The organism is Lacihabitans soyangensis (assembly GCF_024343775.1).
In the GTDB taxonomy this organism is placed as follows: Bacteria; Bacteroidota; Bacteroidia; order Cytophagales; family Spirosomataceae; genus Leadbetterella; species Leadbetterella soyangensis.
The window spans coordinates 1-21,647 of the sequence record NZ_RJUF01000044.1 but is presented as its reverse complement, the minus strand read 5'-3'; the positions used below and the strand labels follow the sequence as shown (position 1 = coordinate 21,647).

The window sequence follows — 21,647 nt, the reverse complement described above, 5'->3', positions numbered from 1 at the left end:
AATTTTTTATGACCAATTCTAACACCAGACTTATCCATAACTCCAACATCAAATTTGTCTTTAGACATGTCAATGCCAACAAAAAAATCAATCTCTAAATTTTCATTTTGTTTCATAAAAACTTAATTTTAAAGTGAAAAGAAAAATTGACCTAAGTAAACTCAAATCGACAAAAGCCTTTATAAGATTATCAGCACGAACTGGTTCTAAATAGCTAAATTGGTTTAGATTGAGTGAGGGAGGCAGGGCCTTTATCGAAGGATAGTTTCGGCTTGCAGAGCGGGTAGGTTCACCTGCTTCCCACTTAGGAAAATTTACCGAGATAAATTTATCCTAATTACTCGTATTTTTCAATTCTTTTTTCATCTGCTAAAGTAAAGGTAGAGCATGATTAATGTTTTACTTGTTTTAAATATTCAAATTTGAAGTCATGAAAAATACTCAAAACTCTTTCAACGTAGTTTTGAAATTCTATCTCAGAATTAATCCCAAAGTTTTGATTAAAATACAAATTAGATAAATCGAAAGAATTTAATAAATATCCAAAATGAGACAATCCATTATTTAAAAATTCTTCATCCTTAAGAACGAATATGTAGGAGAGGCAATTTTTATTCTTTATTTCTAGTAAAAATCTGAAATTAAAATTTCCATCCTTTTCGTTAATTATATAATTATTTTTATTTGATTCAAAAACGAAACCTGTTTTATTTAATTCGGCAATTACTACTTTTTTAGTTAAAATAAATTTATTGTCAATATTGTTTGTAAACATATTATTTATCTCTTGAAACCGCCTTATAAAGTCAATTTGAATTAATATGTTCTTTTCGAAATGATTAAGTTCTGCCATTATTACCGAAGCTTTAAAAATTATTGCAAATAAAAATTAGGAAGCGGAAAATTTTGTCCATTCAGAGTCTCCCTTTAGCGGACTCTGAATCAAACTTGAATGCCTAATTAACACCTTCGGAAAAAGTAGAGTCAATATCGGAGAGCCTCTTTGAAATTTAAAATAAGCACCAGTCATTTAATACTGGTGCTTAAAAATTATTTCTACACAAATATCACCTCAACAACCCTACCGGCAATTCCTTCTCCAATAGGTTTTTATAGATAAATTGGGTTTTTAGGTTATCGAAATGTAGGCCTTTGTTGCCACCCCAGCCGTGTCTGCCTCCTGGGTAAAACATCATCTCAAAGTCTTTTTTCTTTTCTTGTAAGGCATCTATGAGTTGTATGCTGTTTTGGAGGTGTACGTTGTCGTCCATGGTGCCGTGTACAATCAGCAATTTGCCTTTGTAATTGTCCACATATTTCAATATTCCGCCATTTTCATAGCCATCGGCGTTTTCTTGTGGGGTATCCATAAAACGTTCGGTGTAGGCAGAGTCGTATAGTTTCCAACTGGTTACACTTCCGCCCGCCATGCCGTGGGTAAATACATCAGAGCCTTTGGTAAGTGCCAAACAGGTCATATAACCACCATAGCTAAAGCCTGTTATGGCTATTTTGGCTGGGTCAGCTATGCCTTTTTTTATGAGATCTTTTATCATGGTTTTGTAGTCGTCTAGCTCCCATTTGCCGAGGTTGCGGTGCATGTAAGCCACGCCTTCTTTTCCAAAATGCCCGCTTGCTCTGTGGTCTAAGGCTACCTGAATAATTCCTTCTCTAGACAACCACTGCGATCTGGCACTCCAGTTCCACGAGTCATATACTGTACCGGCATCTGGGCCACCATAAATACTTACCAAAACTGGGTATTTTTTACCAGCCACGTAGTTTTCTGGGTACACGATGGTCATTGGCAAGTCAAACTTACCGTCGTCACTTTTTACTCTAACAAGCTCAGGTATATTGATGGCGTAATTGTCATATTCTGAGCCTTTTGCTGAGCCGAGGTCTTTTACTATTTTACCTGTGTTGTCTATAATCGCCATGGCATTAGGTGTACTCAAGTTCGAGTAAGTAGTCACGAAATAGCTCAAATCTGGCGAGGCTTCTATTCTTCTGTGGTTAAAATTACCAAAAGTTAAGCGTTTCATGTTTTTGCCGTCCAATCCCACACGGTAAAGATCAAATCTGGCTGAATTTTCTAATCCTCTTGCATGGAAATACAACACTCGGTTTTTCTGGTCTATGCCTTTTACTTCGGTTACGGTAAATTTGCCTGAGGTAATAGGGTTCTTCAATTTGCCATCTATTCCGTGCAAATACAATTGCTTCCAGCCCGTTTTATCGCTGATGATGATCATTTCTTTTCCGCCATCCAACACTGTCAATCTTTCTGCAGCTTCGTCAATGCTTATCCAAGAGCTTTGTTTTTCGTCATACAGCTCGATTTTTTTACCTGTTTTCGGCGAAACGTTAAAAAGCTTGAGGTTGTCATTTCCTCTGTTGATCCACTGCACCATTAGTCCTGAGCCGTCTGACATCCACTCTGGCCAACCGAAATATTGGTCTTGGTTTTCGTCAAAATCTGCCCAAGTGGTTTTGTTGCCGTCGGGATCTACAAAAGCTATTTTAGCAGTCGGATTTGGGTCGCCAGCTTTTGGGTAACGGGTTTCTTCTATAAATCCATGCTGACCTTCACTGCTGTAAATCGGGAACATCGGAGTCTTAGATTCATCGAATCGCATGTAAGCAATATTTTTGCTATCAGGACTCCACCAATAAGCTCTGAAAAGTGTCGGTCTTCCAAAAATTTCTTCCCAATACAACCAGGTGGCAAAGCCATTTAAAGTCGTTTTGGAGCCGTCTATGGTCAACTGAGTTTCTCTTTTCGTTTTAATATTGTAGGTAAAAAGGTTGTTGTTTTTGGTGTAAGCTATATAATTGCTATCTGGCGAAAACATCGGGTTTTTTTCTATCACATCTTGGTCATTGGTGATTTTTGTTTCGCCTTGAGGTGTGCTTAGATACAAATCGCCATTTTTTAAAGTTACTTTTTTTGAAGGATTCACAGCCTTACTTACATCTATGTTACTGGCGTCTTCAATCTGTCCACTTTTCAGATTCAACACCACATTTTTCATACTTTCGGATGGTGACGGCTTCATGTAAATCAACACTCTGTCGTTGTCCAGCCATTTGTTGATGGTCGGCAATGATTGCAAAAAGTTGTCAGGGTTTTTATTGGCAATGAGCAGATTGCTCTCTATCTTTTTTTGTTGGGCTGAGAGTGTGGAAGAAACAAATAAAAAGAAAACAAATATTTTTTTCATGCGTTTGATGATTAATGTTTGGGTAAAAATAAGGGCAAATCTTATCTTTTTCAAATGCTTTATCTTTGATTTTGGATTTTATTGCTTCTATTTGATTTTTAAAAGTTTTACACAGTTTTCTGAATTTTTATGAAACGACTCATCGCTATTCTATTATTTTTTGTATTCAACACTGCTTTTGCCCAAGAAAAGGGCCTTTTGTATGAAATTTCTGGCAACAATTTGCAGCAACCGTCTTACATTTTTGGTACCATGCATTTGCTCTGTAAGGGCGATTTTGTAATGAGCGAAGGGATGATTTCTAAAATCAAATCTTCGGAAATTTTGGCAATGGAAATGGATATGGACGACCCAACCATGGGCTTCAAAATGTTAGGGAAAATGAAAATGAAAGGTGATACCAGTTTGAGCGATTTGATGCCACCAACCAGGTATGACTCGTTAAGGTGGTATCTTAAAGACTCATTGAATTTACCACCAATGATGTTTCAAAAGACAAAGCCTTTTTTGATATATTCATTGATTCTGACCAAATTATTACCATGTGAAACCCTGATGCTCGAAAATGAAATCATGAAAATTGGCAAGGGTAAAAAAGTAGTTGGCCTAGAAACGCTTGATTTTCAAATGGGATTGATGGATAAAATGAGTTATCAGCTACAAGCCGACTATTTATTAGAAACGCTCGCTTATAAACAGAAATCAATTCATGAATTTCAAGAAATGGCTGAAGCTTACAAAAAACGAGATCTCGAGATTTTATTGAAATCTATTAAGGTAGAAAAAGGCATGATGGCTGATTTTGAAAACGAAATGCTCCATAAACGCAATTTAGCTTGGATTCCAGAAATTAAGAAACTGGTTTTTGATAAATCTACATTTATAGCAGTAGGAGCAGGACACCTTGGAGGAGAGAAAGGTGTTCTTCAATTGCTTAAAAATGAAGGTTTTATAGTAAGTACAATCGAGTGATTACTTCTTAGTTTTATCTTTTCCACCAAAAAGTGAGAAGTGGACATATCTACGTGGGTTGCTCTTCATGTCAGACAAAAGCATATTTAACGAAGCGGCGGTTTTGTCGAGATTTACATAGAGAGAATCATTTCCAGCCAATTTGCCAAGGGTTCCTTTACCTTCGTTTATGCCATTTACTACACCTTGGAGGTCTTTTATGGTGGCATTTAAGCTATTGACAGTTGAGCCCAACTTCACCTGACTAAGAGAATCTGTGAAAGACCCAGTTTTCTCCAAAATCGGCTTTAACTGAGCATCAAGGCTCTTGGTAAGTGTATTAAGATTTTGTGTAAGTACCGCAGCATTACCAGTTATGGCCGAAAGATTTTTAGAATTGTTGGCAATTATTCCGTTTACGCCAGCCGTTGAAGTAGTTGCACTGGCCAACAGGACTTTTAAAGCTTGTCCAGTTTGGGCAAATTCTCCTACAACTTTGGTGAGTGTAACGGTCAAGGAATCAACGTTTTTCAAGGTTGGGTCGAGTTTGGTTTGCATCATTTGCATCAATCCCGATTCTATTTCACCTTTCAGTTCTTGACCACTTTGGGCTTTCTCTCCCGCTTGTATTTTTAATTTCAATAATTTTCCACCGATCAGGCCATCATCCGATAAAAGTACCAAAGTGTTTGAGGTAAGTTTTACTTCTTTTTTGATGGCCAACGTTACTTCTACTCTGTCTTTCTCGTAGTCGGGTTTCATGCCCAACACTCGGCCAACCACTACACCACTATATGTCACTGGGTTGGATACCTCCAAGCCCATAACGTCTTTATAATAAACACGGTAGGATTGTGTTGTAGAAAACAGGTCAGAGCCTTTAAGGTAACTGAACCCAAAATAAAATATCACGATTCCTATTAGACCCAACAAGCCAACTTTAGCCTCTCTTTTAAAATTCATTTCTGTCTATTTATCGATTCAGAACCTGCTCTGGCCTGCAATTTACGAATTATTATTTTTCAATTTGATTTTTATACTCGCCGAATGCTCTAAAAATTGCCAATGCTATTTTTTCTCTTCCGCTGCTAGAAGCCAAAAAGTCGGCATCTTGGTTGTTGGTGAGATAACCAGTTTCTACCAGTACACTCGGCATGGTGGTTTCCCATATCACAATAAAACCAGCTTGCTTAACACCTCTGCTACTGTGCCCAACCTTGGATATATTTTTCTCTACTCTCGAGGCAAACTCCAGGCTTTGATTCATAAAAGCGTTTTGATAATTGGCCAACATAATGTGTGCCAAAGGAGAAGCGGGATTATAACCTTTGTATGATTTTTTATAGTTGTCTTCGTAAAGAATTACATTGTTTTCGTTTTTGGCTAAGTCAAGGTTTTCTTGCGTTTTGTGGAGCCCCATTACATAGGTTTCCGTACCTCTTAGACTTTTAGAGTGGGGGTTAGCATTGCAATGTATCGATATGAACAAATCGGCCTTGTTTTTATTGGCTATGGCCGCTCTTTCGTGTAAAGGCACAAAAACGTCTTTGTTTCTGGTGTAAATCACTTTTACATTTGGGTAGTTTTCTTCTATTTTTTCGCCCAACTTAAGCGTTATATCTAGGGCATACTTTTTCTCCTTGCCATTGCCTGCACCGGGGTCTTTACCTCCGTGTCCAGCATCCAAAACGACGGTTTTCAGACCTTTGGCTATCGGAAGTGATTTTGTGGTGAAGGCCAAAAATAGGAGTGATGCCAAAACCCAGATAAGGGCTATTTTAAGATTTATTAACTTCATTTTAGAGGAAAACATTTAAATCGCTATCTTTTTATTAAGATAAAATCGTTTTTAGATTTACTTTCTGGTTAATTTTGCCATTACAAAAATAGTGCATTTGTTAGAACTTAAAAAATTTATAAATATTGTACAATTTGTTGTTACAATTGGTCTAATATGACCGTATGTTGTTTTAAAGTTCTATCTGAAAATATCAAGATATTTTGAATTTAAAAGTTATCCTACTCTCTATTTGCTACTTTTCGGCCTTGGTAGTTTATGCCCAAAGGCCAAGCCTACCGGCACTAGGTGGAGGCGGAGGTAGAACTTTTGGAAGTCCTACAACTACTACACAAAGCCAGTTTCCTCGGAGTACAACCACACAAAATACCTCCAGTAGACAACCTTCAAAGTCGATTGCTAAAAAAAATAAACCGGTAAGGGACTCGCTATCGGTGGTTATTCCTGACTCACTCAAAAGTCTTGAAAATCAGTTGGAGACCACGGTGGAAACATTTTCGGCCGATTCTACCATCCTGGACATTGAAACCCAACGTTATCATTTGTACGGTAATGCTCAGGTGGTTTATGGACAAATAGAACTCAAGGCTGACTACATCATGTTAGATTGGGGCAGGAGTGAGGTCTATGCCCATGGAATGCCGGACACTACCAAAAAGACTGGCCCACCGGTAAAGGGAAAGCCGGTTTTTACTGATGGAGGCGAAACTTTTAATTCGGATACGATTCGGTATAATTTTAAATCAAAAAAGGCTTTGGTTAGCAAAATTGTCACCGTTCAAGGAGATGGTTTTGTGCAAGGACAATTGGTAAAAAAAGACGCAGAGGATAATATGTATCTGTCAAAAGCGAAATATACCACTTGCGACCTAGCCGAACCTCATTTTCATATAGCCGCCAAGAAAATCAAATTGGTCAACAAAAAATCTTTGATATCTGGGCCTTTTAATTTTGTTCTTGCAGATATTCCTTTGCCCATAGGCCTTCCTTTTGGCTTTTTTCCGATACCCAAAAAGCAAGAAATCGGTACCTCGGGGTTTATAATGGGTTCATATGGTGAGCAACGGCGAGATAATCGTGGTTTGTTTTTTAAAGACTTTGGTTATTATCACGCCTTTAATGAATATCTTAGCTCTACGCTCAAAGGTGAAATTTATACTTATGGTAGTTTTGGTGTAGGTTTAAACACGACCTATTCTAAAAAGTACAAATACAATGGAGATTTTAATATTCAATTCAATCACAACGTCGCTTACAGCAGCAATGGTCTGGATACCACAAAGTCCAACCAATTTAACATCAGGTGGTCGCATTCGCCAAGAAGTTTGCGGTCAGACAGAAGTTTCTCGTCTTCGATGGATATCGTTTCCAATGGTTTTAACAGAAACAATCGTAGCTCCTCTGATGTGCAGAATCTTACAAAAAACAACTTTGGTGGTACGGTAAATTACATGCGAAACTTTGGCCGATTTGTAACAACCAATAGTTCGTTTCGAGTAGATCAATCCTCTAACTCCTTCAGGTCTTCATTAGGTTATAGTTTTGGTATTAAGCAGTTTAACCCATTTGTTCCTGAAAAAAAACAGATAGGCCGTTGGTATGAATCTTTCCGCGTAGGCCTCGATGTGAGCGGTGGAGTTGCAGTGACCAATTCCATCCAAAATAGGTCAACTTCTTACTCAGATTATAACATTGCCGGCATCGATAATAAACCGCTCTCTACCTCTCAGCAACGCCGAATAGAAGAACTAAGGAATATATTGGCAGACCCGAATGTATCCACAGAACTGAAGGTAATTTATCAAAAGGAATTGTCTAAACTCGAGAGCCCGGTTTTAACAGATTGGGGTCAAATTTTGAAAAACAATGTGATTAATACAAGTTACACAGTGCCGATTGTGTTACCCAATTTTAAGATAGCGAGGTATCTCAATCTCACTCCGAGTATGTCATATAGGGGCGATGTTTATACCAAAGAGTTGAAATACACTTTTGTAAATCCAACCACAGGCACACAAACAGTGACCAAGAGCAATGGAAAGTTGGTAAATGTTGGTTTAAATCCAGCAGCTGATTCTATCAAAAATGAATATGCTGCCAATGGTGATTTAAATGTTTTCCTAAACCCAAATAGTGGTGGAGTTGTGGTGGTTGATACCATTTCAAGAGCAAGCTTTGGGCAAACTTACTCATTTGGGACAAGTTTGAATACCCGTATGTACGGCACATTTAATTTCAGAGAGAAAAGTAAAATTCAAAAAATTAGACATACAATTGCCCCCGCAATAAATGTCAATTATACTCCTTCGAGCGAAGGGCAATATGCGTCTAAAGTTCAAGTAAGGTCGGACGATGTGTATAGATTTCTACCTAGATTTTTGAACGGTGGTGGATCAACTGGTTCGGCTTCTGGCAATATTGGTTTTAGTTTAAATAACCAACTGGAGGCCAAGATAAAGAACAATTCGGATACCTCAGACAACGTTTTGGAGACTATTTCATTGTTGGATAATCTAAATTTTAGTGGAGGTTATAATTTATTGGCGAAAAAAGAATTGGGCGAATACGCACTTTCAAACATCAGTGTAGGTACGAGTACTTCGTTGTTTAAAAACCTCATTAATTTAAATGCGAACGGCTCCTTTGATCCGTATGCCTATGAGCCCGACAAATTGGTAACTTCTAACTTGGCCGGTGCGAGAATTCCTGTTTTCAAATGGAATTATAAACCTGAGGCGGGTGTAGTGAAAGCCAATTATTTGAGTACTTTTAACTTCTCCATGAACACCAATCTATCACCGAAAACTTTTAAAAGAGGACAAGAAACCAAGCCTGTAACGGCTGGGAAAACTGACCCAGCTAAAGAGGCAATGACGAAGATAGTGCAGGCAAATCCGATGGAGTATGTCGATTTTAGTGTGCCTTGGAGTTTGGGAATCAGTTATGCTTTCAATTATAACAAGCAAGGTCTTTCGGAAGCTAGAATTACACAAAGTATAAGTATCAATGGTGACTTTAGTCTTACGCCGAAATTTAAGTTTACTTACAATTCGGGTTGGGATTTTGAGTTTAAGCAAGTTACCTTGACAAATTTGGGTATCGTAAGAGAACTCCACTGCTGGAGCATGAGCATGAACTGGACTCCAATATCGGGTAGTAATATTAGGGGAGGAGGCTTCTTTTTTACCTTACAACCTAAGTCTTCACTCTTGAAGGATCTTAAACTCACCAAACGTCGAGCTGGTAATTTCTAAAAGTTTAATTTATTGATAAATAAAAAATTATGCCTTTTATTTTTATATTTAAATAAATATAAAAATATTTAAATAAAGCATCTGTTCTGCTGAAACCTTTTAATTTTATGGCCGAATAATTCGGGATTTTGGTCATAAAAAAAGAGGCTTTTGGCCTCTTTCCCTTTTCAATTTTTATTCTCTTGAGTTTGTATATTTCAATCGTTTATCTCGAAACTCGCCAGTTGTACAAACTCCATAACTCGGTTGTTAATTTCAGTTTCTGATAAATATTGCATTCTTTCAGTTCCGAATTTTTCCACACAAAACGAAGCCATTGCAGAACCGTAAATGATAGCTCTTTTCATATTTTCAAAACTTAAGTCGTCCGTTTTAGCCAAATATCCAATAAATCCACCCGCGAAAGTATCGCCCGCACCTGTTGGATCAAAAACTTCTTCCAAAGGTAAAGCCGGACAGAAAAATATTCTATCACCTTGAAATAACAAAGCTCCATGTTCACCTTTTTTGATAATCAAAGTTTTTGGTCCCATTGCCATAATGGTCTTTGCAGCCCTTTTCAGAGAATAGTCTCCAGATAGTTGTCTTGCTTCAGCATCGTTGATGGTCAAGCAGTCTATTTCACCAATCACCTTTTTGAGGTCATCCAGCATGATGTCCATCCAAAGGTTCATGGTGTCTAGCATCACAAACTTTGGTCTATTTCTAAGTTTTTTAAGGGTTTGATACTGAATTTCAGGAACCATGTTACCCAACATCAAAAACTGAGTGTCTTGGTATTTTTCGGGGATTACCGGAGTCCAATTTTCAAATACACCTAATTGAGTATCCAAAGTGTCTCTGTTGTTCATATCTTCATGGTACTTTCCGTGCCAAAAAAACGTCTTCCCATTCGGGTCAATTACCAGTCCTTCTGTATCGACACCATGTTTTTGGAATGTCTCCACCATTTCTTGCGGGAAATCTTCTCCCACAATACCAACGAGATAATTGTTTTTTGTAAAGTAAGATGCAGTCAATGTAATGAAAGTGGCCGCTCCACCTACTATTTTATCTGTTTTGCCAAAAGGCGTTTCTAATTTGTCGAATGCAACTGATCCTACAGTTAATAAGCTCATTTAATCTTTTTTTTTCTGCAAAATTAGGCTCTAAAATTTAAAATCACGATTATTTTGACCCTTTCTGCAAAATAACCATTGATATATTTTTAATCTAAGGCAAAAAAAATTTACTTTGCATTGTAAAAAGTCATCTCGTTTGGCTTCTCTTACACGTTATTTTGTTTTTTATTAATAAAAATTGTATAAAATTTCTCACAATGAAAAAGAGATTAAATTTTATCGTATTGAATGTTGCGGTACTTTTCTTTACAGGTATCTCATTCCAAAGTTTTTCTCAAACTCCTTGTAGTGCGGATTTACACGCGGTATTCGGAAACTCATCAACCGAAGCTCCGGTGGTTTTGAACAGACTAGGAACTAGTCCACAGTTTGGAGAAATTCCGAAACACACTGCACAGGCGGCCTATAACCATTTAAAAACTGTCCACAAGAAAAATTCTCGCAATAGCCGCTCTGAAATTGATAGTTACCTTCGTGCATTGGGTTACACAGGTTTCATGGACCCAGCCTTCAGTGCTTCTCAAATCACGCCAGAAATATTGCCAAAAGGTAAAATTGGTTGGATGGGTGCTTACGCTAAAGGTCACAAATATAAATGGTCAGTCCTTGGAAGAGATTTCGAGACATTCAGAATTGCATCAAAAGACGGTTCTTGCTTTGCTTATATAATGAAAAAATGTGGCAATGCTTTCTATGATCCTTCTCCAAGAGAAGCAGCCGAAGCAGCAGCATTGGCTTTCAAGAGCAAACCAAAGACTACTTGTACTACACAGACCATTAATTTCACAGGAAATGGCAAGATTCAAGCGGCAGATGTTTTGAATACAACTAAGAACCTTCCAGTGGTTGCTTCATACAATGGTACAAATCTTTGTTTAGGAGATTTTACAGTTCCTGTTAGATTGACGTACGAAATGACAGCCTCGGGTGAAGTAAATTATGCAAAAACAGTTCAGGTATGCGATTACGGCAATGGAGTTCCTCCTTCTTCTATAATCAACTTGCCTTTGAACATCAGCTACAATCTTGCTGGTTCTGATGTTACTATAGGTGATGATGGAAAAATGATGATGGTTATCAACAAGAAGCAATATAAAGCTTTGAAAAAAGTATATAAAGTTTGCCCTACGGACGTAGCCTCTGCTCCTCAAAACAAGACAATGGTAGCCAATAAAGTAAGTACCGCTTCTGAAGCAAGTCCTGCCGCTGCTCTTGGAACTGCCGCAAACGGTGCAAACTGTGTTAAACAAACATTGAACATTACTGGTAATGCAGTAACAGAAGATATTTCGTCGAAAACTGCTACCAATGAAGTGACGATTATAGGAATGTATAAGAAAGCTGGAAAATTACAGAAAGGAGAAACTGCCAATAAGTACATTTGTTTAGGTTCTTACAATGTACCTGCTAAGTCCTCGTTGCAATACGCTCTAAAAGGTAATAGTAGCATGAGTCACATCATAGAAGTTTGTGACAATGGAAGTGTAAATCCTAATGAGTCACTGAATGCAGCTATGAAGTTGACCAACAATTTCACTAAGCAGGAAACGATGATTGGTGATTATGGTAAGATTTACAAGACACTTACAAAATCAGAATATAAGAAATTAGGTAAGGTGTTCAAGCGTTGTTGCAGCGATGGGACATCTAAATCCAAATGTTATTAATAAAAGAAAAGCCTCAGCAATGAGGCTTTTTTGTTTATGAAATGTCTGTTTTTAATACACCTTTAAATTATTGCACCTCGTAGTTCAGAAGCTTTTCGAATGCCTCATGCACTTTCTCGAAATTGAAAGATTTCAAAGTTTCATTCATCATTGTATTTATTTCTTCATTACAAAGATTTCCAATACTGCCTTCGAGCGTATGATGAAGTTCTTTAATAGGAGAGTAAGTGCCGGCCTCTATTTCGCCACCGATGGTTCTGTAGGCATCTCTAAAAGGCATACCCTCTATTACTTTCTGATTTACGTTTTCTACACTAAATAACAAATCAAACTTGGGGTCATCCAAGAGGTTTTCTTTTATTTTCAGATTTTGAATCATAAAAGTAGCCACATTTAAAGCATCTGCAAAATCATCGAGAGCAGGCATGATGATTTCCTTGATAAGCTGCATTTCTCGGTGATAACCCGAGGGAAGGTTGGTTTGCACAAAAGCAATCTCTGCAGCAAGTCCTTTGAGTTTATTGGCTTTTCCTCTTAGTATTTCAGCAACGTCGGGGTTTTTCTTGTGCGGCATAATACTTGATCCTGTAGTCATTTCCTCTGGCAAGTTAATGAAACCGAAGTTTTGACTGTTATACAAGCATACGTCCATGGCCATTTTAGAAAGCGTATTGGCGAAAACACCAAGAGCTTGTGCGACCAGAAATTCCATTTTACCCCGAGTCATCTGGGCGTATACCACATTATAGTTAAGGTCATCAAAGCCCAGTAGTTCTTTAGTCAGGTGTCTCTTAAGGGGGAAGTTTGAGCCATATCCTGCCCCAGAACCCAGAGGGTTTTTGTTTACGATTTTGTAAACACTTTGGAGTGATATTAAGTCATCTACCAAGCTCTCGGCATAGGCACCAAACCACAGACCAAATGACGATGGCATAGCTATTTGCAAGTGCGTATAGCCAGGAAGTAGATCGTTTTTGTGAAGTTCGCTTTTGGCTTGAAGGGCATCGAAGAGGCCTTTAGTTAAACCAACAATTTCCTCGATTTTGTGGCGAAGATACATTTTCATGTCTACTAAAACTTGGTCGTTTCTCGACCTTCCACTGTGTATTTTTTTTCCGGTATCGCCAATTTTTGAGGTCAATGTAAACTCTATCTGTGAGTGAACATCCTCGATACCATCAATTATTTCAAATTTTCCTTGCTTTATTTCTTCATTATATATAATCTTGCACTCTTTAAGAATGTTTTTTAATTCTTGCTTCTCTAATAAGTCGATGCTGGTAAGCATAATTGCGTGAGCCATCGATCCCAATAAATCAAAAGGTGCTAGGTTAATGTCAAGTTCACGGTCTTTACCGACAGTAAACTTATCTATTATTTCGTCGGTTTTTTTTGAGTTTTCTTTCTGCCAGAGTTTCAATATTTTGGAGTTTTGGTTCAGATGTACAAAGAAACAAAAAAATGAGTGACGAACTGATTTTTATACAGTCAAAAAAAAGTGAAAAAATATTGATACCGTTTAATAAGAATTTTAGCATGGTTTTTGCTCTATATTCTCAAATGTATCAATTGAAAATATGTTCAATTACAGACAAGTTTGCTTGTCTATAATTTTGACAACGATTTTGATAGTTTTTAAAGATTGAGTGAATTATAAGAATTTGTCCTTTTTTAATTTCTTTGGCTGTTTTTTAATACTTCAAAAACTATGCCAAAAATAAAAAAGATAGGTCAAATTGTAGAAAACGAAATATGGTTAGAATTTTTACCACTATTTATTATTTAACGGTAGAAAAATGCGATTGGATGAAAAATTCTATCGTGCTTTTCGTGTTTATATTTAGTTCGTTTATAGTTTCTGCTAAGGTTTCAAAAGGAGTGGAGGTTTCTACAAAGTGGGCCGACCTTACCTTACATATTCTTAAAAATACTCCGGGAGGATCACCTACATTCAATTCGCGTTTTCTGGGATATACCGGTCTGACTATGTATGAGTCAGTTAGAGGTATGGATAAAACGCAGAGAAGTTTGGCTGGAAAGCTTAATGGATTAGAAACTCTTCCACAAGTCCCTGAGGAAGTCAAAATCAATTATATTTTGGCCTTAAATGCAGGCCAGTCGGTTATCATCAAAAGTATATATGGATTTACTTCAATTCAAAATATTGCCAAGGTTGATTCTTTAGAAAATTCTTTATTTCAACAGTACAGCAAAGGTTTTTCTGATAAAGAGAACATAGCCTCTGTGGCATACGGTAGAGCAATTGCCTCGGCTATTTTTGAATGGTCAAAAACCGATGGTGGACACGAAGGATATAAAAGAAATTTTGATAGTACGTATGTTATAGAAAAATCAAACGGTAAATGGTCGCCTCCAATCAAGGGCCAGTCAAAAATCCCTATGCCTCTTCATCCGTATTGGGGAAAGAATAGAACCTTTGCCAATGAGAACTTCACTCTGCCTATTCCAGCTATGATATCTTTTGACTACCAAAAGGGTTCAGAATACTACAAGTATATGGAGGAGGTATTCAACACAAGAAAAACACTTACACAAGCACAGAAAGAAATAGCCAACTGGTGGGGTGATGACCCTTCGGAGACCTTTTCACCTCCAGGACATTCTTATTACATGGCCAAAGTGGCCGTTGAAAAATCAAAGGTGGATTTGGTTTATGCCAGCAAGACATTTGCAGCCGTCGGTATGGCCGTGGCTGATGCATTTATAAACTGTTGGAAAACTAAATATCATTATCATGCCGAAAGGCCTTTCATGTTTATTTTTTACAATATGAGTACCCTATGGGATTTGTATTGGCCTGAACCACCTTTTCCGGCTTTTTATTCAGGACATGCAGGACAAGCGGCCTCGGCAGCTACGGTTCTTACTCATCTTTATGGTGAGAATTTTTCGTTTGTGGATAATTCGCATGTGGGCAGACCAAGAGATGAACAAAGAAATGTGGAATATAAAGCACGAGCATATAAATCTTTTTTTGAGGCAGCCGAAGAGTCAGCCATGTCGAGGTTATATGGTGGCATTCATACCCGACACGACAATGAAGTTGGTCTGTCCGAAGGTAAAAAAGTAGGACGCCATATCAATGAACTTTTTGAAAAGTAAAAATTATAAATTAGCATATACGATTTTTTTGAGTGAAACATTACAATTACAAACAGATGAGAGACTTTACTAAACAACATTCTTCTAATACCCCAGATTGGAGGAATGCACAAAATGGAAGCCCGTTCAAAGCTTTTTCGGCTTTTGCTGTTTCCATTTTTTCTCTGATTATTCATTTCGGTGGACTCTTTAAACCAAAAGGTTTATTCAGTTTTCAAAAAAATGGACTGAAACTATCTTTTGCAAAAGGTGCTTTGGCATTGTTTGTTTTGCTGATAGGTATAGTTAATGTTTCCAAAGCCCAGAATGCACCACCTAATCAGGATAAGTATTATATGCTTGTTGGGGAGCTATTGTGGAATGGAACTACCAACACTGCAAGGACAGATGTTTTTCAATACTCTGCTGGTAGCCCTCTTGTAGGTTGTTCTTTGCCTGGAGGTGGTGGAGAAGGTATGGTTGTAGATCCCACAAAAAATCTTGCGTATATAGCTACTTGCTGTAATGTCGGTGAGGTAAGAATCTACGACTATAATACGGCTACTTTCTTGACTCCTATTAAACTTGTAGGCGAAGATATTTTGGATATTTCAATATCTGGCTCCGCAGATAATTATGGGTTCATTTATGTATCTACCTATAATAAGATGTATAAGATTAGCACAACCTCTAGAACAGTGGTTGCTAGTTATGATAAATCTGCTTTAAAAAATACGGTTGCACAGGATTTCTGGGGATCTGCTGTGAATAACACCAATACTAGAGTTTATTTTTCTACTAACTGGAAAAAAGCGTCGGGTACAAGTACCATCGAATACTTACCTACAAGCTTTGCAAGTGCTAGTACACTTTTTGCTACTGCTCCTTCTGGTTTTCATTACAGAGGAATTATTTTTGATGCTTCTGGAGATTTATGGGCGGCTGCCGCACATGATAACAACTCAATCCCTGATAGGGTTTACAGGTACAGCTCTACTGGAACACTTCTGAATACTTATATTTTTCCGACACCTATTAAGCACAATGCACCAGCAACGGGTAAAGTTGATCCATATGATTTGGCTTTTGGACCTGATGGTCTTCTTTATATAACAACTTTTCAGGGTGATTGCGTAACCAAATTGGATTTTACCAATGCTACTAGTCCTTCGTTTATTTCTTATTTAGATTATGAACCAAACGTTGGAGGAAAATCAATTACTTGGGTCGGTGGCAATTTTAAATGTATTTGTACTGCCCCAGTTCTTAACTTGTCAAATCTTACTCAAACCTCTGCTTCGTGTAACGGTAGCACACCGAACAACGACGCGACTGTTACTATTGGTGGCCTTGTTTATAGTTCTTCGGATATTGTAAAAGGTGACATTAAGCAAGGAGCGACTTTCGGTCAAACTCCAATCTATGGTGCATCATCAAATAAGACTTTGGGAAGCGGTCAAAGTTCATTGACTTTTACTAATTTAAAACCGAATACCCAGTATACAATTAGAGTTTGGAGTGGTAAGGATGCTTGTTATTCAGATTTAACATTCACTACTAACGAGGGTGTTTGCTTTACATGTGTTTGTACCTCAAATAATTTGGCGGTGAATGGCGACATGGCCTTGGGTAACCCACCATCAAGTTGGACGGTTCCTCAAGGAGCATGGGGTTTAGGTACAGGTTCTACAACTGGTAATTTCGGAGTTTTGAATAATGGCGATGATAATAGTAGAGATTATTACGCTTATCAAGATATTGAATTGACTCCTGGAACGAAAGTAGTTTTTGATGCCTTGGCTTCTACACATGCTGTAAGTACAGTAGGTGCCATTGCTGAAATGTACTTGGAGTTTTATAATGGTACTACACTTTTGGCTACTTCTTCTAGATCAAATACCACTGTACCTTATAACGGTACTTTGGTTGCACTTAATACCATAAAATTTGTAGCTCCTACAAATACAACAAAAGTTAGAATTGTGGCACATTCGAAAGGAAGAGCCTTGAAATTTGACAATGTGGTATTGACAAGATGTTATGACCAAGCTGTGAATCTTGCACAAGGAACTGTAGTTAATCCTGGTTGTAATCAAAACAACGGATCTATTACAGTAAACGGTTCGGGAGGTAGTGGTGTTTATGACTACAGAATCAATGGAGGAGCATGGGGATCGTCAAATGTTTTCAATAATTTGACAGGTATTTTGACAGGTACGAATTATACTGTAGAAGTAAGAGATAGGAATGCCTTTTCTTGTACAAAATCTATAGTTGTAAGATTAACTTGTAATTGTAGTATTGATGCAAATGCTGGCCCTGATGTTACCATTTGTAATACCGACGAGGCTGTTCTGGATGGGACAGTAATGGGTGTTGCATCTTGTGGAACCACAGGTACGACAAATTGTGCAACTGTCATAAGTGGTTCAACGGGCTGGATAGCAGACCTAAATAAGGCAAGTGTTTGCGGTGATAACGCAGGTGCTAAACTTTGGACAAGGTCAGGTCAAGGTACTTCGTCTATAACTTTAGACCTAGGTTCTACACTTCCTGCTGGCACAGTGGTTAGAGTAAATCTGAAACTTGAACATTGTGACAACACATTGTCGACACAATCGGATGCGAGAATTGAAGCTTCTGCTAATTCGACTACTGGTTTTGCAGCATTGCAGTCTTCATTACTGTTCAATCATACCTCTTACAAAGAATACACTTACACGCTTACGGCTGCCACAAGATATATCAAGGTATCTGATAATGGAAAGTGTGCTTTGAGATTAGATTATGTAAAATACACCACCCCTGATACCTACACGAATGCGGTGACCTACTCATGGTCAGGTCCTGGAATTGTAGGTGCATCTAATACAAAGAGTGTAACGATAAACGCGGCTGGAACATACACGTTCACAGTAACTGGTTGTGATGGCTGTACGGATTCAGATATTGTGGTTGTAACTAAAAATACTGTAACAGCAAATGCTGGACTAGATAAAGAAATATGTTTGGGTGAATCAGTAACTCTTACGGCAACTGCTGTTGCTTCGGCTACATATGAATGGAGAAATTCAAATAGCAGTACTGTAATAGCAACTACACAAAGTATAACTGTTACACCTACCACCACTATTGATTACATTGTGACTGTTATTAAAAACGGGTGTGATGAATCAGATGAGGTTAAGGTTACGGTTAAACCAAATATTACTGTAGATGCTGGTGCTGATAAAGTACTATGTAATACTGACGAGGTGGTTCTAGATGGTTCAGTATCTGGTGTAACTGCTTGTGGAACTCCTGGCGTTACTAACTGTGCTACGACTATAGCTGGTTCTACTGCTTGGATTGCAGATTTGAATAATGCAAGAGTTTGCGGTGACAACGCTGGTGCCAAGCTTTGGACGCGATCAGGTCAAGGAACTTCTTCCATTACATTGGATTTGGGTTCATCTCTTCCCGCTGGCACAGTGGTTAGAGTAAATCTGAAACTTGAACATTGCGACAACACATTGTCAACTCAATCAGATGCCAAAATTGAGGCGTCTGGAAGTGCGACTACAGGTTTTACAGTTCTGCAATCATCATTATTGTTCAATCACACTTCTTACAAAGAATATTCATACACACTTACGGCACCGGCAAGATATATCAAAGTGTCAGACAACGGTAAATGTGCTTTGAGATTGGATTACATTAAATATACTACTCCTGATACTTATAATACGGCCGTTACCTATTCTTGGTCCGGACCAGGAATTGTAGGTGCTAATAATAACAAAAGTGTAGTTGTTAATCAACCAGGTACTTATACCTTCACTGTAACAGGATGTAACGGTTGCTCGGGTACAGACATGGTCGTAGTAACAAGAAATACAGTTACGGCTGATGCTGGTACCGATAAAATTATCTGCATTGGTGAGACTGTAGATTTAAAAGCTGCTACAGTTGCTGGTGCTACTTATGAGTGGAGAAGTTCAACAAGCAGTACAGTGCTATCAACTAGCCAGACTTTCACAGTTACTCCAACAACTACAACTGACTATATACTTACTGTTTTGAAAAACGGTTGTGATGCTTCTGATGAGGTGAAGGTAACTGTAAATCCTAGACCGACTGTGACAGGTGGAGTCATTCCTCCAGTTAATCCAATTTGTGTTGGTCAAACTGCGACCCTTCAAGCCGGCACTTGGACAAATGCTTCAACTTATTCTTGGACAGGACCTACAGGCTTTGTAACACAAACTGGACAAACTGCTACAACTACAGTAGCTGGCACCTATACATTAACTGTAACTTCCGCAGCTGGTTGTACAGCCTCCGCAACATTGGCATTGGTTGTAAATACCAATCCTGTGGTAACTGTTGATTCTAAAACCGTTTGTCTTGGTGGAACAGCAACTCTAACGGCCTCAAATTGCGTGGGAACCGTAACTTGGAATACGGGAGCTAACACAAACACGATAACTATAACTCCTAGTGCAGTGGGTGAAGTAACTTACACTGCTACATGTAGAAATACAAGTGGCTGTACTGCAACAGGTTCTGGGAAAATAACAACACTTGCAAAACCAACGGTTTCTCTTGGGCCAGATGTCGAAATTTGTTTAGGCAAATCTATAGATTTGGTAGCTACAGGTTGTACCGGAGGTACTTTATCTTGGAATCAAGGTATTACCTCTACAACTGCCAACGTAACAGTTTCACCAACAGCTACTACTACCTACACCGTTACATGTAAAACTTCGAACAATGACGGGTGTATAGCAACTGACGACATAATCGTAAAAGTTAATCCAAATCCATCTGGTTCGGTACCAGCAATCGCTCCAATATGCCAAACCGAAACTTTAAATTTGGTTTCTGGAACTTGGACCAACGCTTCTTCATACAATTGGGCTGGTCCAAATAGCTTTAGCAGCACAGCTCAAAATCCAACAATTACCAATACTTCACTTGCTGCGGCTGGAATGTATACTTTGACGGTTACTAGTGCAAGTGGATGTACAACTACCGCCACAGTTGCAGTGACTGTGAATGCCTGTCTTTCTAAAATCGGAGATTTTGTTTGGGAAGATGTGAATGGAAACGGAATTCAAGATACTGGTGAGTTAGGAATTTCAGGTGTGGTTGTGACTCTTAACGGAACTGATGCCTTTGGTGCACCAGTTACAAGAACTGCCACAACTGGTACAAATGGTGAATATTTATTTGATAATTTAGTAAAAGGAACATACACCGTAACCTTTGGAGATAAAGCTGGATATGTTTTGACAGCTCCAAACAAAGGTGCAGATGATGCAAAAGATAGCGATGCCGATTTGGCGACAAAGCAATCCCCAGCGATCAATTTGGGAACCAATGCAACAAATCTTACCATAGATGCAGGTATGTATAGACCAGCAAGTCTTGGTGATTTTGTTTGGTATGATATAAACAATAATGGTATTCAAGATTCAGGTGAGCCAGGTATCCAAGGAGTTGTTGCAACTCTAAATGGAACGAAAGGAGATGGAACCGTAATTGCTGCTCAAACAGCAACAACCAATGCCTCAGGCATCTACGCATTTACTAATCTTGCTCCAGGTACTTATACGGTCTCATTTGGAACAGTTGCTGGGTATCAAGTTGCAAAACAGGATATTACAGGAGCTAACACAGATGCTACTGATATTAATACTGACAGTGATATTAATTCAACTACACTAACTACACATGCAGCAACTTTAGTTTCGGGTGAGAATGACCCTAAATTAGATGCTGGATTTACTAAAGTGATAGACCTTGAGTTAGATAAAACAGTAAGTAATCCAACTCCAAATGTTGGAGAAACAGTTACTTATACATTAAAGCTAACTAATAAAGGCCCACAAATTGCCACAGGAGTTGCATTAGAAGATGTTATTCCAAATGGATTGGAGAATATTACATTATCAGCTACAAATTCTCCACAAGGAGTAATTGCAGGTAATAAGATTACATTTAGCGGATTAACTGTAAACAAAGATCAAACGCTTACATTTACTTACACTGCAAAAGTAAAATCTCCAATATCAGGAGTTGTTTATAAAAACGTTGCTCAAGTAACTGCGGCAAATGAATTTGATATAGATTCTAAACCAAATAACGACGACGGTGACCAGTCTGAAGATGATGAGGATCCGGAGACGATAGTACCACAAGTGGCCGACCTAGAGTTAGTAAAAACAGTAAGCAATGGCACACCAAACGTAGGCGATGTAGTAACGTTTAGTATCAAAGTAGACAACAAAGGCCCACAAGCAGCTACGAATGTAAAAGTAGAAGATGTGGTTCCAAATGGATATGATTTAACTTCAACAGTGATTAGCGACGGAGGTTCAAACACTTCGGGTACTATCAACTGGACAGTGGCAAGTATTGCAAGTGGAGCATCAAAAACATTGACCTTCACCGCAAAAGTGAAAGCACCAGTAAGTGGCATCACTTATAGCAACATAGCTAAAATCAAATCAGTAGATCAATACGATCCAGACTCAGATCCAACGAAT

At 38.2% G+C, this 21,647-nt stretch carries 11 protein-coding genes; 5 read left to right on the top strand and 6 right to left on the bottom strand.

What is annotated here, in order from left to right; genetic code table 11:
- Positions 1-391 precede the first annotated feature (391 nt).
- Positions 392-853, bottom strand: coding sequence for a hypothetical protein (locus tag EGI31_RS12895; RefSeq protein ID WP_255037645.1), 462 nt, complete (start codon positions 851-853; stop codon positions 392-394).
- Positions 854-1,067: 214 nt separating this feature from the next.
- A complete protein-coding gene (locus EGI31_RS12890) occupies positions 1,068-3,224 on the bottom strand; it encodes a S9 family peptidase (protein WP_255037644.1) in 2,157 nt (718 codons plus the stop codon).
- A 129-nt stretch (positions 3,225-3,353) separates the two neighbouring features.
- Here EGI31_RS12890 and EGI31_RS12885 point away from each other — a divergent pair, with 129 nt between their 5' ends.
- Complete coding sequence (locus tag EGI31_RS12885; protein WP_255037643.1) at positions 3,354-4,196, top strand: TraB/GumN family protein; 843 nt, start codon at positions 3,354-3,356, stop codon at positions 4,194-4,196.
- Here the strand turns inward: EGI31_RS12885 and EGI31_RS12880 are convergent, their stop codons facing one another.
- Both EGI31_RS12880 and EGI31_RS12875 read right to left on the bottom strand, forming a co-directional pair.
- Positions 4,197-5,138 (bottom strand): MlaD family protein, encoded by a 942-nt coding sequence (locus EGI31_RS12880; protein ID WP_255037642.1) that lies wholly within the window; start codon positions 5,136-5,138, stop codon positions 4,197-4,199. It lies immediately after the preceding gene.
- A gap of 52 nt (positions 5,139-5,190) precedes the next feature.
- On the bottom strand, positions 5,191-5,973 hold the full coding sequence (locus EGI31_RS12875) for an N-acetylmuramoyl-L-alanine amidase family protein (RefSeq protein WP_255037641.1): 783 nt from the start codon (positions 5,971-5,973) through the stop codon (positions 5,191-5,193).
- Between the two features lie 203 nt (positions 5,974-6,176).
- Between EGI31_RS12875 and EGI31_RS12870 the strand changes: the two genes are divergently transcribed.
- Positions 6,177-9,227: a putative LPS assembly protein LptD gene (locus EGI31_RS12870; protein WP_255037640.1), complete on the top strand. Its 3,051-nt coding sequence runs from the start codon at positions 6,177-6,179 to the stop codon at positions 9,225-9,227.
- A gap of 197 nt (positions 9,228-9,424) precedes the next feature.
- On the opposite strand, the gene EGI31_RS12865 is transcribed toward EGI31_RS12870, so the two are convergent.
- Positions 9,425-10,345 (bottom strand): PfkB family carbohydrate kinase, encoded by a 921-nt coding sequence (locus EGI31_RS12865; protein WP_255037639.1) that lies wholly within the window; start codon positions 10,343-10,345, stop codon positions 9,425-9,427.
- 200 nt (positions 10,346-10,545) lie between these two features.
- Between EGI31_RS12865 and EGI31_RS12860 the strand changes: the two genes are divergently transcribed.
- Positions 10,546-12,015, top strand: coding sequence for a hypothetical protein (locus tag EGI31_RS12860; RefSeq protein ID WP_255037638.1), 1,470 nt, complete (start codon positions 10,546-10,548; stop codon positions 12,013-12,015).
- Positions 12,016-12,082: 67 nt separating this feature from the next.
- Here EGI31_RS12860 and argH read toward each other — a convergent pair whose 3' ends face one another.
- Complete coding sequence (argH, locus tag EGI31_RS12855) at positions 12,083-13,435, bottom strand: argininosuccinate lyase (RefSeq protein WP_255037637.1); 1,353 nt, start codon at positions 13,433-13,435, stop codon at positions 12,083-12,085.
- Between the two features lie 386 nt (positions 13,436-13,821).
- Between argH and EGI31_RS12850 the strand changes: the two genes are divergently transcribed.
- Together EGI31_RS12850 and EGI31_RS12845 are read left to right on the top strand one after the other, a co-directional pair.
- Positions 13,822-15,138: a vanadium-dependent haloperoxidase gene (locus tag EGI31_RS12850; RefSeq protein ID WP_255037636.1), complete on the top strand. Its 1,317-nt coding sequence runs from the start codon at positions 13,822-13,824 to the stop codon at positions 15,136-15,138.
- A 56-nt stretch (positions 15,139-15,194) separates the two neighbouring features.
- On the top strand, positions 15,195-21,647 hold a 6,453-nt coding region (locus tag EGI31_RS12845; protein ID WP_310586213.1), incomplete at its 3' end, for an SdrD B-like domain-containing protein.

Bases quoted from the DNA above. Each gene is read 5' to 3' on its own strand.
- EGI31_RS12890 (WP_255037644.1), bottom strand. From the start codon at position 3,224: ATGAAAAAAATATTTGTTTTCTTTTTATTTGTTTCTTCCACACTCTCA.
- EGI31_RS12880 (WP_255037642.1), bottom strand. From the start codon at position 5,138: ATGAATTTTAAAAGAGAGGCTAAAGTTGGCTTGTTGGGTCTAATAGGA.
- EGI31_RS12850 (WP_255037636.1), top strand. From the start codon at position 13,822: ATGAAAAATTCTATCGTGCTTTTCGTGTTTATATTTAGTTCGTTTATA.
- EGI31_RS12875 (WP_255037641.1), bottom strand. From the start codon at position 5,973: ATGAAGTTAATAAATCTTAAAATAGCCCTTATCTGGGTTTTGGCATCA.
- EGI31_RS12885 (WP_255037643.1), top strand. From the start codon at position 3,354: ATGAAACGACTCATCGCTATTCTATTATTTTTTGTATTCAACACTGCT.
- EGI31_RS12860 (WP_255037638.1), top strand. From the start codon at position 10,546: ATGAAAAAGAGATTAAATTTTATCGTATTGAATGTTGCGGTACTTTTC.
- EGI31_RS12895 (WP_255037645.1), bottom strand. From the start codon at position 853: ATGGCAGAACTTAATCATTTCGAAAAGAACATATTAATTCAAATTGAC.
- EGI31_RS12865 (WP_255037639.1), bottom strand. From the start codon at position 10,345: ATGAGCTTATTAACTGTAGGATCAGTTGCATTCGACAAATTAGAAACG.